This is a genomic window from Brevibacterium sp. K11IcPPYGO002 (genome assembly GCF_050920635.1).
Taxonomy (GTDB): domain Bacteria; phylum Actinomycetota; class Actinomycetes; order Actinomycetales; family Brevibacteriaceae; genus Brevibacterium.
Genome location: NZ_CP131929.1, coordinates 2734011 through 2750516, shown reverse-complemented (window position 1 = coordinate 2750516; position 16506 = coordinate 2734011). Strand labels below are relative to the sequence as shown.

General features: G+C 64.6%; 14 protein-coding genes. 10 read left to right on the top strand and 4 right to left on the bottom strand.

Annotation, left to right across the window (positions count from 1 at the left end; genetic code table 11):
* Window positions 1-76: 76 nt before the first annotated feature.
* From QYM46_RS12455 to QYM46_RS12430, 6 genes are all read left to right on the top strand, one after another.
* Window positions 77-1021, top strand: coding sequence for a 2-hydroxyacid dehydrogenase (locus QYM46_RS12455; RefSeq protein WP_432789162.1), 945 nt, complete (start codon window positions 77-79; stop codon window positions 1019-1021).
* A 144-nt stretch (window positions 1022-1165) separates the two neighbouring features.
* Window positions 1166-2878 (top strand): dihydroxy-acid dehydratase, encoded by a 1713-nt coding sequence (gene ilvD / locus QYM46_RS12450; protein WP_432789161.1) that lies wholly within the window; start codon window positions 1166-1168, stop codon window positions 2876-2878.
* A gap of 499 nt (window positions 2879-3377) precedes the next feature.
* Window positions 3378-4361 (top strand): ABC transporter permease, encoded by a 984-nt coding sequence (locus QYM46_RS12445; RefSeq protein ID WP_169252756.1) that lies wholly within the window; start codon window positions 3378-3380, stop codon window positions 4359-4361.
* Between the two features lies 1 nt (window position 4362).
* Window positions 4363-5280 carry an ABC transporter permease gene (locus QYM46_RS12440; RefSeq protein ID WP_432789160.1) on the top strand — a complete coding sequence of 306 codons (918 nt, stop codon included), beginning with the start codon at window positions 4363-4365 and terminating at the stop codon, window positions 5278-5280.
* Entirely contained in the window at window positions 5273-7378 is a 2106-nt protein-coding gene (locus QYM46_RS12435) for an ABC transporter ATP-binding protein (protein WP_432789159.1), read from the top strand. The genes QYM46_RS12440 and QYM46_RS12435 overlap by 8 nt, the downstream gene beginning before the upstream one ends.
* Window positions 7379-7430: 52 nt before the next feature.
* On the top strand, window positions 7431-9128 hold the full coding sequence (locus QYM46_RS12430) for an ABC transporter family substrate-binding protein (protein ID WP_432789158.1): 1698 nt from the start codon (window positions 7431-7433) through the stop codon (window positions 9126-9128).
* Between the two features lie 98 nt (window positions 9129-9226).
* On the opposite strand, the gene QYM46_RS12425 is transcribed toward QYM46_RS12430, so the two are convergent.
* Window positions 9227-9808 carry a hypothetical protein gene (locus QYM46_RS12425; RefSeq protein WP_432789157.1) on the bottom strand — a complete coding sequence of 194 codons (582 nt, stop codon included), beginning with the start codon at window positions 9806-9808 and terminating at the stop codon, window positions 9227-9229.
* A gap of 56 nt (window positions 9809-9864) precedes the next feature.
* Here QYM46_RS12425 and QYM46_RS12420 point away from each other — a divergent pair, with 56 nt between their 5' ends.
* Window positions 9865-10806 carry a D-2-hydroxyacid dehydrogenase family protein gene (locus QYM46_RS12420; protein WP_432789156.1) on the top strand — a complete coding sequence of 314 codons (942 nt, stop codon included), beginning with the start codon at window positions 9865-9867 and terminating at the stop codon, window positions 10804-10806.
* An 85-nt stretch (window positions 10807-10891) separates the two neighbouring features.
* A complete protein-coding gene (gene mdlC / locus QYM46_RS12415) occupies window positions 10892-12538 on the top strand; it encodes a benzoylformate decarboxylase (RefSeq protein ID WP_432789155.1) in 1647 nt (548 codons plus the stop codon).
* Between the two features lie 128 nt (window positions 12539-12666).
* Here the strand turns inward: mdlC and QYM46_RS12410 are convergent, their stop codons facing one another.
* Together QYM46_RS12410 and QYM46_RS12405 are read right to left on the bottom strand one after the other, a co-directional pair.
* Window positions 12667-13488, bottom strand: a complete 822-nt coding sequence (locus QYM46_RS12410; protein WP_169252749.1) for an aldo/keto reductase — start codon at window positions 13486-13488, stop codon at window positions 12667-12669.
* Between the two features lie 133 nt (window positions 13489-13621).
* Window positions 13622-14992 (bottom strand): PTS transporter subunit EIIC, encoded by a 1371-nt coding sequence (locus QYM46_RS12405; protein WP_432789154.1) that lies wholly within the window; start codon window positions 14990-14992, stop codon window positions 13622-13624.
* Window positions 14993-15108: 116 nt separating this feature from the next.
* Between QYM46_RS12405 and QYM46_RS12400 the strand changes: the two genes are divergently transcribed.
* A complete protein-coding gene (locus QYM46_RS12400; RefSeq protein ID WP_039211300.1) occupies window positions 15109-15342 on the top strand; it encodes a PTS transporter subunit EIIB in 234 nt (77 codons plus the stop codon).
* Window positions 15343-15465: 123 nt separating this feature from the next.
* Window positions 15466-15918, top strand: a complete 453-nt coding sequence (locus QYM46_RS12395) for a PTS sugar transporter subunit IIA (protein ID WP_432789153.1) — start codon at window positions 15466-15468, stop codon at window positions 15916-15918.
* Between the two features lie 56 nt (window positions 15919-15974).
* On the opposite strand, the gene QYM46_RS12390 is transcribed toward QYM46_RS12395, so the two are convergent.
* Window positions 15975-16493, bottom strand: a complete 519-nt coding sequence (locus tag QYM46_RS12390; protein ID WP_169252745.1) for an adenine phosphoribosyltransferase — start codon at window positions 16491-16493, stop codon at window positions 15975-15977.
* Window positions 16494-16506: the final 13 nt, after the last annotated feature.

The following is a 16506-nucleotide window of genomic DNA, read 5'->3' as shown; positions in this document are numbered from 1 at the left end:
CCCGAGAACTGAGGCCGGTCATCTCAGAGTGACGAACGTCTCGGCATGGTCTGAGACTGCGTGCCACAATGAGGGCATGTCCATCACCACAATCGCTTTCCCGAACTCCGAGCTCCGCAATCGTGTGATCGCTCGGATCCCCGCTCACCAGCGCGCCAACGTCGACCTCGTCGTCTTCTCCGACGCCGAACGGTCGGCCAAGCTCAGCCGTGACGATGTCGACGTCGTGATCCTGCCGTACCTGAATTCCGGGCCGACGATCGAGCTGCTCGACGAGCTGCCCAATCTGCGCATGGTCATCACGCAGACGACCGGATACGACCCCGTCGCCCACCTGCCCGAGCGTGGAATCCAGGTCGCGACCGCCTCCGGTGTGCATACGGGAGGCACCGCCGAGCTCGCGCTGGCGCTGACCCTGGCCAGTCTGCGCGGAATCGACGGCGCCGTGCGCTCGCAGGTCTCGCGGGTGTGGGAGCACCACCGCTACCGTTCGCTGCAGGACCGACGCGTGATGATCATCGGCGTCGGTGAGATCGGCTCGGCCATCGCCGACCGCTTCGACCCCTTCGAGGTCCAGCTCACCCGCGTCGCCTCGACCGCGCGTGAGGACGAGCGCGGGAAGATCCACGGCGTCGACGAGCTGCCGAGGCTTCTACCCCACACCGAGGTGGTCGTGCTCATCACGCCGCTCAACGAAGGGACGCACAACCTCGTCGACGCGGAGTTCCTCAGCCTGCTTCCCGACAATGCGCTCATCGTCAACGTCGCCCGCGGCAAGGTCGTCGATACGGACGCACTCGTGGCAGAGCTTGCCACCGGACGACTCCATGCCGCACTCGACGTCACCGACCCGGAGCCGCTGCCGCGCAACCACGCGCTGTGGGGGACCCCGAACACCCTCATCACACCTCACGTCGGAGGCGATACCTCGGCGTTCGAACCACGGGTCGTGAAGATCCTTGCCGCGCAGGTCAGGCGGATCAACGACGGTGAGCAGCCGGTCAATCTCATCAAGGCCTGAGACGCGGTCAATAGGTCACGCGGATCTGACCTAAGCAGGACCCTGACATAGCTCTGCGGTCGGACTCCCGCATGGTGCCCAGAAGAGGTTCCACCATGCGAGAGTCCGGCATGCGGATGCTGAAATCGGGCGTAGCATGCCTGCATGAGCATCGATACAGACACCACCACTCCCGACATCAAACCCCGTTCTCGCGATGTCACTGACGGTCTCGAAGCCACCGCGGCACGTGGAATGCTTCGCGCCGTCGGCATGGGCGACGACGACTGGGTGAAGCCGCAGGTTGCGATCGCGACCTCGTGGAACGAGATCACCCCCTGCAACATGTCGCTGCAGCGTCTCGGTTCGGCCGCCAAGGAAGGCGTCCACGAGGCCGGTGGCTTCCCGCTCGAATTCGGCACCATCTCCGTCTCGGACGGAATCTCGATGGGCCACGAGGGAATGCACTACTCGCTGGTCTCACGTGAGGTCATCACCGACTCCGTCGAGACCGTGATGAGCGCCGAACGACTCGACGGCTCCGTGCTCATGGCCGGCTGTGACAAGTCGATCCCCGGAATGCTCATGGCATCCGCCCGCCTGGGACTGTCGAGCGTCTTCCTCTACAACGGTTCGATCATGCCCGGAACCGCGAAGATGGAGGACGGCTCGGAGCGGGAGGTCACCCTCATCGACGCCTTCGAAGCAGTCGGCGCCTGCCGCGCCGGCACCATGTCCCAGAAGGACGTCGACGCCATCGAACGCGCCGTCTGCCCCGGCGAGGGCGCATGCGGCGGAATGTACACCGCGAACACGATGGCCTCGGCTGCCGAGGCCATGGGCATGTCACTGCCGGGTTCGGCCGCTCCGCCGGCCATCCACCGCAACCGCACGATGTTCGCCCGCAAGTCCGGCGAGGCAGTCGTCAACATGCTGCGCCAGGGCATCACCACGAAGGCCATCATCACCCGCGAATCGCTCCACAATGCGATCGCCGTGGTCATGGCCTTCGGCGGTTCCACGAACGCGGTTCTCCACCTGCTGGCCATCGCGCACGAGGCCGGAGTGACGCTGGAGCTCGACGACTTCAACCGCATCGGCGACAAGGTCCCGCACCTGGGCAACGTCAAGCCCTTCGGCCAGTACGTGATGAATGACGTCTTCAAGATCGGCGGCGTTCCCGTGATCATGAAGGCCCTCCTCGACGCCGGTCTGCTCAACGGCGACTGCCTGACCGTGACCGGCAAGACCGTGGCCGAGAACCTCGAGTCGATCAACCCGCCGGACCCCGACGGGAAGATCCTGCGTGCGCTCAGCAACCCGATCCACGCCACCGGCGGCCTCACCGTGCTGCAGGGATCGCTGGCTCCCGAAGGTGCCGTCGTGAAGTCCGCGGGCTTCGACGCCGACGTCTTCGAAGGCACCGCTCGCGTCTTCGACCAGGAGCAGCCGGCAATGGACGCCGTGCTCAACGGAGAGCTGAAGAAGGGCGACGTCGTTGTCATCCGCTACGAAGGGCCCAAGGGCGGACCCGGAATGCGCGAGATGCTCGCGATCACCGGCGCCATCAAGGGCGCGGGCATCGGCAAGGACGTCCTGCTGCTCACCGACGGTCGCTTCTCCGGCGGTTCGACCGGTCTGTGCATCGGCCACATCGCCCCCGAGGCGGTCGACGGCGGTCCGATCGCGCTCGTCGAGGACGGGGACAAGATCACCGTCGACATCGCGGCACGCTCGATCGAACTCCACGTCGACGAGGAGGTGCTGGCCGAGCGTCGCAAGTCCTGGACGCTGCCCGAGAACCACCGCCTGACCGGTGTGCTCGGCAAGTACGCGAAGCTCGTGCAGTCGGCGTCGAAGGGCGCGGTCTGCTTCTGATCCAGGTCAAGGCCTCTTGCTGACGCAGTCCGCTTCCGGGTGACGCTCGGCGGCACGGGCCGGATCCACCATCGCCGAGGCGGTGCAGACGTGAAGTCTGCACCGCCTCGGCGATTCCGTTGGGGAACGCCGCCGATCACAGCATGAGCCGACGTGACCGTGCGACACGGAACGACGGTTACCGAAAAGTTACTTCGGCGTGTCGCGCGGATTTCCGGGGGACACGCGGCCTTGTCGCAATCGGAACTGCAGGAGACGTTTGTGCGGTGGGTCACATGGGGATACAGTGCGAAATATGCTCAGTCGTTTATGAGGAGCCATTGAGGCTCCTCACATCTCGACTGGCCTACGCACCGAATACCCCAAAGGACCCTTGAACGTTGATGACTGTCACCACCTTCCCGATTCGCCACGAGATCTATTCCCAGCTTCCCGGCCCGATGCACCATTCCGCGGACCACAGTGAGGACAGCCTGATCGCGGTGTCGTAGTCGGCGCCATGGGAAAATACGTTCTGCGGCGGTTCATCAACTACTTCATCCTCGCGTTCATCGCGACGGTCACCGCATACATCACCTCCAGCTCTTTCATGGACCCGGCCTCCCGGTACCGCGGTCAGAATCCGCCGCTGTCGGAGGCATCGATCCAGGCCATCCTCAACAGCCACGGCACGAATCCCGACGTCCCGGTCCTCGAGAGAACATGGGACTGGCTGACGAACATCTTCCTCCACGGTGACTTCGGCACCACGGTGCACAACTCTCCGGTGCTGCAGGAGATCCTCGTCCGCGCCGGTGTCAGCCTCAAACTCCTGCTCATCGGTTCGATCATCGGAGCCCTGCTCGGTGTGATCCTCGGCGTGTGGGGAGCCGTCAGGCAATACAAGGCGTCTGATCAGACAGTGACCTACGCGTCCTATCTCATCATCGCCACTCCGACGTTCGTCATCGGTGTGCTCCTCATGATCATCGCGACCGGTTTCAACAATATGATCGGCACGACGCTCATCCGATTCTCGGGGGACTATTCGGCGAATATCGACCCCGGGTTCCTCCCCTGGTTCACCGACCAGGTGTCACATATGCTGCTGCCCACGTTGGCACTCGTGCTCATGGGTGCCGCGACGTACTCGCGCTACCAGCGTTCGGTCATGCTCGACGTGCTCGCCTCGGACTTCATCAGAACCGCACGCGCCAAGGGTCGCACTCGCAAGACCGCGCTCGTCAAGCATGGAGTGCGCGTCGCGCTCATTCCGATGTCGACCTACTTCGCCTACGCCTTCGGCACGCTGGTCGCGGGCTCCTCGATGCTCGAGGTCGTCTTCTCCTGGAACGGTATGGGCCAGTTCACCATCAACTCCATCCTGCAGTCCGATATCAATGCGGCAGCAGGCTCCGTCCTCTTCGTCGCAGTGCTCACGCTGCTGGCCTCGACCCTGTCGGAGGTCCTCTACGCCGCACTCGACCCGAGAGTGAGGATCTGAAATGGCAACAGACATCCCGATCTCCACGCAATCCGACGCCGAGGTGGTGCCGAAGCGTGCGAAGCCGACCTCCCGGGCGATGCTCATCTGGCGGCGGCTGCGCTCGACCCCGCGTTTCTGGGTCGGTGGAATCCTGCTCGCGTTCTTCGTTCTCTTCGCCCTGTTCGGCAACACCATCAACATCTACTCGCCGACGGACCAGGACGTCTTCGCCCTCAACGAAGGCCCGAGTGCCCAGCACTGGTTCGGCACCAACACGATCGGTCAGGACATCTACGCCCAGACCGTGGTCGGACTGCAGAAATCCCTGCTCATCGGCATCATCGCCGGTCCGGCCGCGAGCATCCTGGCAGCGATCATCGGCTCAGCGGCCGGGTACTTCGGCGGCCGCGTCGAAGCGGTCATCGTGTGGTTCATCAACCTTCTGCTCGTGCTGCCCTCGTTCTTCATCCTCGTGCTCATGGCACCTCTGCTGCGGCAGCTGTCCTGGATGGCCATCGTCGTCTTCCTCGTACTCTTCGGATGGATGATCATGGCTCAGGTCGTGCGCAACCAGACCAAGGCGATCAAGGACCGCGACTTCGTCCGAGCCGCTCGATACATGGGGGTGTCGACGCCGAAGATCCTCAGCCGCCACATCATCCCGAACGTGGCCTCGATCCTCATCGTCGATGCGACCCTCGGCGTCGTCTCCGCGATCATCGCCGAGACCTCGTTGAGCTATTTCAACTTAGGGATCCAGAAGCCCGACGTTTCGATCGGCACGCTGCTGGCCGATGGTTCAGGGGCCGCTGCCACCCGCCCCTGGCTGTTCGTCTTCCCCGCAGGCGTCCTCGTGCTCATGCTCTTCGCCATCAGCCTGATGGCCGATGCCCTGCGCGATGCGATCGATCCGACCTCAGGAGTCAACCGTGACTGAAACACTTGACATCGATCTCAACTCCGTCAACGCGGCTGAACCGATCCTCGAGGTCAGGGATCTGACCGTGACCTTCCCCAACACCAAGGGCGACGTCCACGCCGTCCGCGGGGTCGACTACGAGGTCAGACCGGGCGAATTCCTCGGCATCGTCGGCGAATCCGGTTCCGGCAAATCCGTGTCCTCGATGGCAGTGATGGGGCTTCTTCCCTCGACCGCACAGATCGCCGGCTCCATCCGGTACCGCGGGCAGTCGCTGCTGGATATGAGCGACCATCAGATGTCGCAGCTGCGCGGCCGCGAGATCGCGATGGTCTTCCAGGACCCGCTGTCGGCTCTGACCCCCGTCTATACGATCGGCGAACAGATCTGTGAGGGGCTGCTCATCCACGACCCGGGCCTGTCGAAGGAAGCGGCGAACGAACGAGCGATCGAACTGCTGGAGATCGTCGGCATCCCCGGAGCGCAGCGGCGGGTGAAATCGTACCCGCACGAGTTCTCCGGAGGCATGCGTCAGCGCGCGATGATCGCCATTGCGATCGCCAATGACCCTGACCTCATCATCGCCGATGAGCCGACGACCGCCTTGGACGTGACGATCCAGGCTCAGATCCTCGACGTGCTGCAGAAGGCGCGCGAGATCACCGGTGCCGCGATCGTGCTCATCACCCATGACCTCGGTGTGGTAGCCGGAAATGCGGATCGGATCGCAGTCATGTACGCCGGTCGGCTCGTCGAGACCGGGGGAGTGGAGCAGGTCTTCCACCGCCCGCAGATGCCCTACACGACAGGACTGCTGCGGTCTGTGCCGAACCTCGCGACCGCTGGCACCCAGCGACTCGTTCCGCTGGAGGGCAAACCGCCGTCGCTGTCGAATCTGGCCCCGGGGTGCCCTTTCGCACCGCGCTGCCCGATCGCGGTCGACAGATGCCGCGAGGTCGAGCCCGATCTCGTCGAACACGGAACCCCCGGGGTGCAGGCCGCCTGCCACCGTGCTGATGAGATCGCCCGGGGCGATCTGGCGGCCACAGACATCTACCCGCGTCCCGATCCGGTGGCGACTCGGGTGAGAGACGATTCGGCGCCGAACATCCTTGAGGTCACCGGTCTGCAGAAGCACTTCCCGCTGCTCAAGGGTGCAGTGTTCAAACGACAGATCGGCACGGTGAAGGCCGTCGACGGAATCGACCTCGAGATCAGGACCGGTCAGACTCTCGGCCTGGTCGGCGAATCCGGCTGTGGGAAGTCGACGACGATCGGCGAGGTTCTGGAGATGGTCGCTCCGCAGAAGGGGAGGCTGGTCATCAACGGCATCGACGTCGCGGACCTGAATAAGCGCGAACGTCTGGCCATGCGCAAAGACGTCCAAGTCGTCTTCCAGGATCCGATGGCCGCGATCGACCCGCGTCTGCCGGTCGGCGAAGTGATCGCCGAACCGCTGACCGTGCATAAGGTGCCGGCCAAGGAGCGCAACGACAAGGTTGCCGAGATGCTCGAACTCGTCGGTCTCGATGCGTCCATGGCCGAGCGCTACCCGCACGAGTTCTCCGGCGGTCAGCGGCAGCGCATCGGGATTGCTCGGGCGCTGGTGACGAATCCGAAGCTGCTCGTCCTCGACGAACCCGTCTCGGCCCTCGACGTCTCCGTCCAGGCCGGTGTGATCAATCTGCTCGAGGACCTTCGAGACACATTGGGACTGTCCTATCTGTTCGTCGCCCACGACCTCGCAGTCGTCCGACAGATCTCGGACTTCGTGGCCGTGATGTATCTCGGTCGGATCGTCGAGTACGGCGAATCCGCTGCTCTCTATCGTCACCCGCAGCACCCCTATACCAGGGCGCTGATGTCGGCGATTCCGGTACCCGACCCCGAGGTCGAACGCTCACGCGAACGGGTGCTGCTCACCGGCGACCTGCCGAGCCCGACCGATGAGATCTCAGGGTGCAACTTCCGCACCCGCTGCCCGCTGTTCACCCTGCTGCCGGAAAGCGACAGACAGCTGTGTCTGAACGACGACCCCAGTCCTCGTCCGCTCGAAGGCGGCCTCGTCGCCTGCCACCACGCGGAACGGAGCCGAGAACTCGAGTCTGCGAACTGATCTCACCCCACCAACCCACCTCGAGGAACACAACACAGGAAATGAGGAACTCATGAGAATGAGGAACAAGGCGACAATGGTCGTCGCCGCGACCGCCGCACTGGGCCTGGCTCTGTCCGGCTGCCAGCAGGCGAACAAGGACTCCGGCGGCGTCGACAGCGAGCAGGCCGACAAGGAGATTTCCGGGCTTCCGACCACCGACTATCAGAAAGCCGCCTACGACGAGGTCAAGGACGGTGGAACGCTGACCTACCCGATGACCGAGATCCCCGCGAGCCTCAACTACTACCACGCCGACGGCGCGCACGTGGACAACAACAACCTCTACGGGACGTCATTGGGCGGACCGGTCAGGATCAAGGACGACGGCACGTGGGAAGTCGACAAGAACTACGCCGAGAGCGTCGAGGTCGCCAGCGAGGATCCGCTGGTCATCGATGTCAAGCTCAACAAGGACGCCGTCTGGGAAGACGGCACCCCGATCGACGTCGATGACTACAAGGCCTTCTGGAAGACTCAGAACGGTTCGGACAAGAAGTACGAGGTCGCTTCGACCAAGGGCTTCGAAGACATCGAGAAGATCGAATCCGGCGAGGACAAGTACGATGTTAAGGTCACGTTCAAGACACCGAACATCGACTGGCCGAACTACATCGGCGCGTTCCTGCCCGATGAGATCTCCGAGGACGTCGACGCGTTCAACAAAGACTATGTGAAGAAGGTCCTGCCCTCGAACGGCCCATTCAAGGCGAAGAAGGTCGACAACAAGTCCGGTGTCATCACCATGGTCAGGAACGACGAATGGTGGGGCCAGGAGCCGAAGCTCGACAAGGTGATCTTCAAGGTCGTGTCCCAGGCGCAGCAGGCTCAGGCCTACGCGAACAAGGAGCTCGACCTCGTCGACGTGGGAACCGACGGCGACTCCTACACGACCGCCGGCAAACGTGACGACGGCGAGATCTACAAGTCGCAGGGTATGCAGTGGACTCACCTGACGATGAATGCCGAGAAGGGGGCGCTCAAGGAGCAGGAGGTCCGCGACGCAATCGGACACGCGATCAACCGCGAAGCCATCGCTCAGGCCGCCATCGGTCCCGTCGAAGCGCCCGTGACTCTGGTCAACAACGTCACCTTCATGCCCGGCCAGGAAGGCTATCAGGACAACACCGACGGCAGCCTCGACTTCGATCAGGAGAAGGCGAAGAAGATCCTCGACGACGCCGGCTGGACCGAAGGCGATGGAGGCGTGCGTGAGAAGGACGGCGAGAAGCTCACGTTCAAGATCGTCGTCCCGGCCGATACCGCCTCGAACGCTCAGCGTGCCGAACAGGTGATGAAGGACCTCAACGAGATCGGCTTCAAGATCGAAATCGAGACCGTGCCGGTGGCCGCCTACTTCGCCGACCACGTGCTCAACGGCAACTTCGAGATGGCCACGTTCACCTGGGAGGGCACGGCCTTCCCGATCTCCTCGGGATCGAACCTGTTCTACCCCGCGGACTCGGAGCAGAACTTCTCGAAGATCTCCAGCGATGACATCGGTGAGAAGTTCAAGGAAGCGACGAAGACTCTCGACCCGGCCGAATCGAAGAAGCTGGCCAATGAGGGAGACGCCGCAGTACTCAAGCTCAAGCCTCTCATTCCGATCTACCCGACACCTTATGTGTGGGGCGTCAGGGATGACGTCGTCAACCTCGGTCCGCGTCAGCTCGAAACGCCGGACTGGACGACGATCGGCTTCACGAAGTGATGCTCTGATCGATTGAAGCCAACCGAGACTGCCGGCCCCGTGGGATCACGTTCCCCACGGGGTCGGTCTTTCTGTGCCCGCCTGACAGCCGAGCGGGATCAGATGAATCCGATCGCCACCAGCAGCACGAGCACCAGAGTCACCCCGATGACGCCGAGGCTCCACCGAGTGCGCACGTCCTCGGCATCGGCGGACAGGCCGTTTCGCACGGCCGTTCCGGGAGCATCCGCGAGGGTCTGCTCCCAGCGGCGCAGCAGCTCGAACGCCGGATGATTGTCCGGAGACTCCGGTCGAGTTCCGCCGGTCAGCCCGGAATCGATCTTCCTTCGCGGCAGTCCGGGGGCGTTCCACGGGCGAATGGTGCGCGTGGCCCCGTCCGCCGAAGCTGTTTCGATCGTCACGACAGACCCCAGCCGAATATCACGGATTCGGGTATAGGGCACCGATGTCGTGCGCAGGAGCTCTCTGACCTCGACTTCGTCGGTTCCGACGACGAGTGCCGGCCGCCAGAGCACGGCGAATGCGACCCAGCCGATGAGCACAAGGCCGGGCCCGAAACGCCCGACGGTCTCCCACGCTCCGCGCAGGAGAGCGTCACCGAGGAGGAAGGCGAGGAACGCCCACACGATGACCGTGATGATAGGGCCGCTGCGTTGTCTCAGGATGATCGGTGCACTCACCAGACCAGCCTATCGGCTCTAGGATGTAGGTCACACGAGTTCAGGAGAGGAACACCATGCGCATCGTCGTTCTCGATGATTTTCAAGAGGTGGCAGCCACATTCGCGGACTGGAGCGGTCTCGACGCCGAGGTCGAGTTCATCTCGCGCCCCATCGTCGACGACGATGACCTGGTGCAGGTCCTCACCGGCGCCGAGGTGGTCGTGGCGATGCGGGAGCGAACCGCCTTCACCGCCGGTCGGCTGCAACGTCTGCCGGATCTGCGTCTGCTCGTGACCACGGGGCGGGTCAACGCCTCCATCGACGTGCAGGCGGCGCGTGCGCTGGGGATCGTGGTCTGCGGAACCGAGTCGACCACCTCGGCGACACCGGAGCTGACCTGGGGACTCATCCTCTCCGTCCTGCGCAGCATCCCGGCCGAGGATGCCGCCGTCCGAGGCGGCGGCTGGCAGTCGAGCGTCGGGGGAGACCTCGACGGGCACCGCCTCGGCGTGGTCGGTCTGGGACGACTGGGAACGAAGGTCGCGCGGGTCGGTGCTGCCTTCGGCATGGACGTCGTGGCGTGGAGCCAGAACCTCGATGCCGAACGGGCCGACGGCCTGGGCGTGCGCTCCGTGAGCAAGGACGAACTGTTCTCCACCGCCGACGTGGTCACGATCCACTACAAACTCAGCGACCGCAGCCGAGGACTCGTCAGCGCCGCCGAACTCGAGACGATGAAGCCGGGCAGCATCCTCGTCAACACCTCACGTGCCGGTCTCATCGACACCGACGCACTCATCGCCGTGTTGGAAACAGGCGGCATCCGGGGCGCCGGACTCGACGTCCATGACGAAGAGCCGCTGCCGGTCGATCACCGCCTGCGCGGCACCCCGCGGACCGTGCTCACCCCGCACCTGGGATACGTCACGGAGGACACGTATCGGATCTTCTTCACGCAAGCCGTCGAGGACATCGCCGCCTGGATCTCAGGAGAGCCGATCCGCGTGCTCGGCTGATGCGCCGACGGCTATGGTGAGCAGAGAGGGACGCCACACAACTCGGCCCCTCCGCGCGAGAACTATGAACGAAAGCAGAGGCACAATGGCCGATCAATCCGACAGCGGCGCCGGTGAAAAGACAGTCCTCGACGCGAGTCTGGAGGTCTTCCGTGCCCACGGGATGACGACGATCTTCGGCAACCCGGGCTCGAACGAGCTGCCGTTCCTCGCCGGACTCGGCGACGACTTCCGATTCGTCCTCGGTCTGCATGAACAGGCCGTCGTCGGCATGGCCGAAGGATACGCACGCGCCACGGGAGCCCCGGCGTTGGTGAATCTGCACGCCGCCTCGGGGTCGGGCAACGGTATGGGCGCCTTGACGAACGCCCACTACGGGCACGTTCCGCTGGTCGTCCTCGCCGGTCAGCAGGTGCGCCGCACCGTCGGACAGGAGACGATGCTCGCCAGCGTCGATGCCTCGAGGCTGCCCGCCCCGCTGGTGAAGTACGCGCACGAGCCGCTGTCGGCGCTCGACGTGCCGCGCACACTGTCGCAGGCGGTCTTCGAGGCAACCACACAGCCGAGTGGTCCCGTCTACGTGTCCGTCCCGCTCGACGACTGGGACCAGTCGGCGCTTCCCGACGACGAACTCTTGGCGCAGCGGTCGGTGACGACGGCGGGCACCATGCCGGAGTCGCTGCGCCGCGAACTCACCGACGTCCTCGACGAGGCACGGAACCCTGCCCTCGTCCTCGGGCCGCAGGTCGATGCCGCCGCCGTCGCTGATCCGACGGTCTATGAGGATGCCATGGTTCTGGCCGAGCGCCTGAACGCCTCGGTCTTCGTCGCACCCTCACCGACTCGCTGCCCGTTCCCGACAACGCACCCGAACTTCGAAGGCGTCCTCGTCCCAGGTATCAAGTCAGTGCGTGACCGGCTTGCCGGCCACGACGTCGTCCTTGTCATCGGAGCCGCCACGTTCCGATACCACCGCTGGGAGCCGGCGAGCTATCTGGAGCCGGGCACCGAGGTCATCCAGATCACCCAGGACCCGCGGGAGGCGACACGCGCACCGTTCGGGCGCGCCGTCGTCGCGGATACCGCAACCGCGCTCGCCGACCTCGCGGCAGCGACGACGGACCGAGGACTTCGCCGAGGCGACCGCGTGTCCCGAGTCGTCACCGCCCCACCGCGGTCAGAGTTGGGAATGTCCGGCACCGAGGTGCTCGCCGTGCTCAACGATCACGTTGACGACAGCGTCGTCTACGTCAATGAGACGACCACCCTCGACCTCGACTACCTCGAGCGGATCGTCATCGACCGGCCAGGCATGTACCACTTCCCGGCCTCGGGAGGGCTCGGCTTCGGGCTGCCGGTCGCCGTGGGTTTGGCGATCGGCGACCCGGAGAAGACCATTGTCGCCACCGTCGGTGACGGGTCGGCGAACTACGGGCTCACCGCTCTGTACACGGCGGCTCAGTTGGGGACGAAGACGATCTTCGTCATCGTCAACAACTCCGGCTACGGTGCGCTCTCCGGATTCGCCGAACGGATGGGGGTCCCAGACACCCCGGGGCTGACTCTGGGCACGATCGACTTCGTCTCGCTGGCGCAGGGCTACGGTGTCCCGGCCAGCCGGACCACGACCCGAGAGGAGTTCGAGACCGCCTACCGTGAAGCGCTGCAGGCCGACGGACCGGTGCTCATCGACGCCGTCGTCCTCGGCGCCGACGGCAAGCCGGCGGAGTGACAGAATGACGAAGCCGCCGGAGAGTCGGAACTCTCCGGCGGCTTTCGCTTTGCTCAACCGGGCTCGTCGGGCACGACCGAGGGTCGGGGAGGGCCGCCTCGGCGAGGTATCGGTCGAACCCGACTGGGTCAGTTCACCTCGGCAGGATCGCCGGAGACGCGGCCGCCGTTTTCGAGCGCGTCGATGGCTGCCACCTCGGCGTCGGTGAGTTCGAAGTCGAAGACGTCGAAGTTCTCATGCATGCGGTCGCGGTTGTTCGACTTCGGGAAGACGACGTGGCCCTTCTGCAGGTGCCAGCGGATGATCGCCTGGGCCCAGGACTTCTCATGGGCGGCGGCGATCTCACCGATGACGGTGTTCGCGTAGTCGACCTTGCCCTGGCCCAGCGGACCCCAGGCTTCGATCTTGATGTCGTGCTCGGCCAGCAGCGGACGGGTCTCGACCTGCTGGAACTGCGGGTGGACCTCGATCTGGTCGACGGCCGGGATGATGCCCGTGTCGAGGATCTCCGGCAGGAAGCGGTGGTCGAAGTTCGAGACGCCGATCGAGGTGGTCAGACCCTGATCCCGGTAGCCGGGGAAGGCCTCCCAGGTCTCGACGGAGTTCTTGTTCGCCGGGGTCGGCCAATGGATGAGGTAGAGGTCGACGTGGTCGAGGCCGAGCTTCTCCAGGGATTCTCCGAGGGCCCGCTTCGATTCTTCCGCGCCGTGGCGGTCGTTCCACAGCTTGGTCGTGATGAAGAGTTCGTCACGGGCGATTCCGGACTTCGCGATGGCCCGGCCCACGCCTTCCTCGTTGCCGTAGACGGCGGCGGTGTCGATGTGGCGGTAGCCGACCTCGAGAGCGTCGGTGACGATGCGTTCGGTCTCGTCGGGGTCGACCTTGAAGACGCCGAAGCCCAGCTGCGGGATCGTCTTGCCGTCGTTGAGAGTGAGTGTGGGAACCGTCAAGGTGTCCGCCTTTCGTCACGTGTGCACTGGTCAGGACGGATCCGAAGCTGATCGGGTCCGCCGGTTCGGCACCCGGTGAGAGCGCCGAACCGAGACTATAACGTCACCGGGACCCGGAGCATTCCATGGACGGTCAGCTTCGGCCCTCGTCCTGTGCACGCTTCTTGCCCGTGGACTCCTCGGCGGCGATCTGAGCCTCGTCGAAGACCGACGCGGCCGCGGTGCCGGACTCGGATTCATCCTCGCGACCGGGGGTATGCAGATTGAATTTGATGATCGCCCACCGGAAGAGGAAGTAGTAGATGACGGCGTAGCCCAGACCGATGACCAGCAGGAGCAGGACGGGGCCGATGCCGCCGGACAGTTCCGACGCCCGGCCGAGATTGAGCAGATAGTCCAACGCACCGGCGGAGAACCCGAACCCGGATTTGATGCCGAGCGCATTCACCAGCGCCAGTGATGTGCCGGTGAGCACGGCGTGGACCGCGTAGAGCGGGAATGCGACATAGGCGAAGGCGTATTCGAGCGGCTCCGTGATTCCGGTGATGAAGGCCGTCAGCGCCACCGAGAGCATGATGCCGCCGACGACCTTGCGGCGCTTCGGGTGCGCGGTACGGTAGATCGCCAGAGCCGCAGCGGGAAGCGCGAACATCATGATCGGGAAGAAGCCGGTCATGAACGACCCCGTCCAGTCTGCCGTGCCGTCCACACCGGAGAAGAAGCAGGTGATGTCGCCGTGCGCGGTGTCCCCCGAGGAAGTCGTGCACGAACCCAGCTGGAACCAGGGCAGATTGTTCAGCAGGTGATGCAGCCCGAACGGGATGAGGAGTCGGTTGATCGTGCCGAAGACGAACCCGGTGCCCGGATTGGCTCCGTGCTCCATGAGGAAGCCGCCCACGCCCTTGTTGATGAGGGCGTCGAAGACGGGATAGATGAGCGCCATGATCACGGCGATGACCATCGACGCTACCGCAGTGACGATCGGGACGAAGCGGCGACCGCCGAAGAAGCCGAGGTAGGTCGGCAGTTTGATCCGGTGATAGCGCTGATAGAGCAGGGCGGTGATGATGCCGACGACGATTCCGCCGAGCACTCCGAAGTTGATGACGTTCTCACCCTCACCGTTGTCCGAGCCGAAACTCGGAGCCATGGCCGTGAAGACTCCGGTGAGGACCATATAGCCGACGACGGCGGCCAGTGCCGTGGAGCCGTCGGCCTTCTTCGCGAAGCCGATGGCCACACCGACGGCGAAGATCAGCGGCAGGTTGTCGAACAGAGCCGAACCGGCGGCCGCGAAGACCGTCGCCACCGGCAGCAGCCAGTCGGCGAACTGGCCGAGCCCGTCGGCGCCGAGCATGTCCGGCTGGCCGAAGCGCATCAGCAGAGCCGCGGCGGGCAGCACGGCGATCGGGAGCATGAGGGAGCGGCCGACGCGTTGGAGCTGGGCGAACCCTGGTATCGCCTTCCTGCGCTTCTTCGGTGCCTCAGCGGATGCGGTGGTCATCGGGTTCCTCCTCGGAAGTGGGGTCGTCGGGCACGAGTCGACGTAGACTTGTGACGCAGATCGCAGAACGTGAAATCGACGCCGGCGCATGGGTGCCGGAGATGAAGGTGACAGACATGGACAAAGCAGCGCAGATCCTCGCCGGACTGGGCGGTGCCGACAACATCGACGACATCGAAGCGTGCATCACTCGCCTGCGCGTCGAGGTCGACGATGACTCTCTCGTCAACGAACAGGCGCTCACGGCTGCCGGCGCCTTCGGCGTGGTGGTGCAGGGAAGCGCGGTCCAGGTCGTCGTCGGTCCGGAGGCGGACAACCTCGTCGATGACATCGAAGACCTCATGGGCTGAGTCACGTCTTCGTCTCCTCTGCTCGCCGGTGAGCATCTGCTGGTCGACAGTGATCCTTGTCTGTAGTCTGAGGTCAGTCTAGGCGAAGTACAACTGATTTTGGAGAAAGGCGGCCTGCTGACTATGGCAGTCACGATCGCTGCACCCATCACCGGCACGGTGATCCCATTGACGGAGGTTCCCGACCCCGTCTTCGCGAAAGCGCTCGTCGGCCCCGGAACGGCCATCGACCCCGGCGAGGCCACGACCCTGACGGTCACGGCTCCTGTCGCGGGAAAGCTGACGAGCCTCAAGCCCCACGCCTTCGTCATCTCCCCCCGGCCCGATCAGGGTGTGCTCGTCCACCTGGGCATCGACACCGTTCACCTCAAGGGCGCTGGTTTCACGCTCCGTGCCGAGGCCGGGCACCAGGTCGAGGCCGGCGAAGAGATCATCGTCTGGGACTTGGCAGCCGCACGGGAGGCGGAGAAGTCCGTGATCGTTCCGGTCGTCGTCCTCGAAGCCGACGCCGAGAACCTGACCCTCACCGAGGCGGGGCCGATCTCGACCGGAGACACCCTCATCCGAATCGGCTGAGGATGTCCGAGTCAGCTGCGCCGTATCTACGACACCGGCCGCTGACTGTGCTCTCCTCACTCGACGAAGAGGGTGTGAACCTCGCCCGTATGCTCGCGCCCGCCGAGCGCAGTGAGCTCAAGGACGACGGCTGATCCGATGACTTCGGCGCCGAGATCGGCGACCAGTGACTGAGCAGCTGTGAGCGTCCCGCCGGTGGCGAGGATGTCATCGATGAGGAGGACGCGCTCGCCCTTCTCCAGGACATCGGGCCCTTCGATTGTGGCGGTGCCGTATTCGAGGGTGTACGACACGGCAGCCGCCGGGCGGGGGAGCTTTCCGGCCTTGCGGATCGGCAGGATTCCGACTCCTGTCATCGCGGAGATGGCACCGGCGAAGAGGAAGCCGCGGGCCTCGAGCCCGCCGACGATATCGAACTGACCTGCGAACGGTTCGATGAGCGCCTCGGTGACGGCCCTCATCGCCGGACCATCGGCGAGCAGCGGAGAGATGTCGCGGAAGTCCACTCCCGGTTCGGGATAGTCAGGAATCGAGGTGATGAGGCTCTGGGCGCGGGAGAGATCAGATTGGGTCACGGCACAACGATAC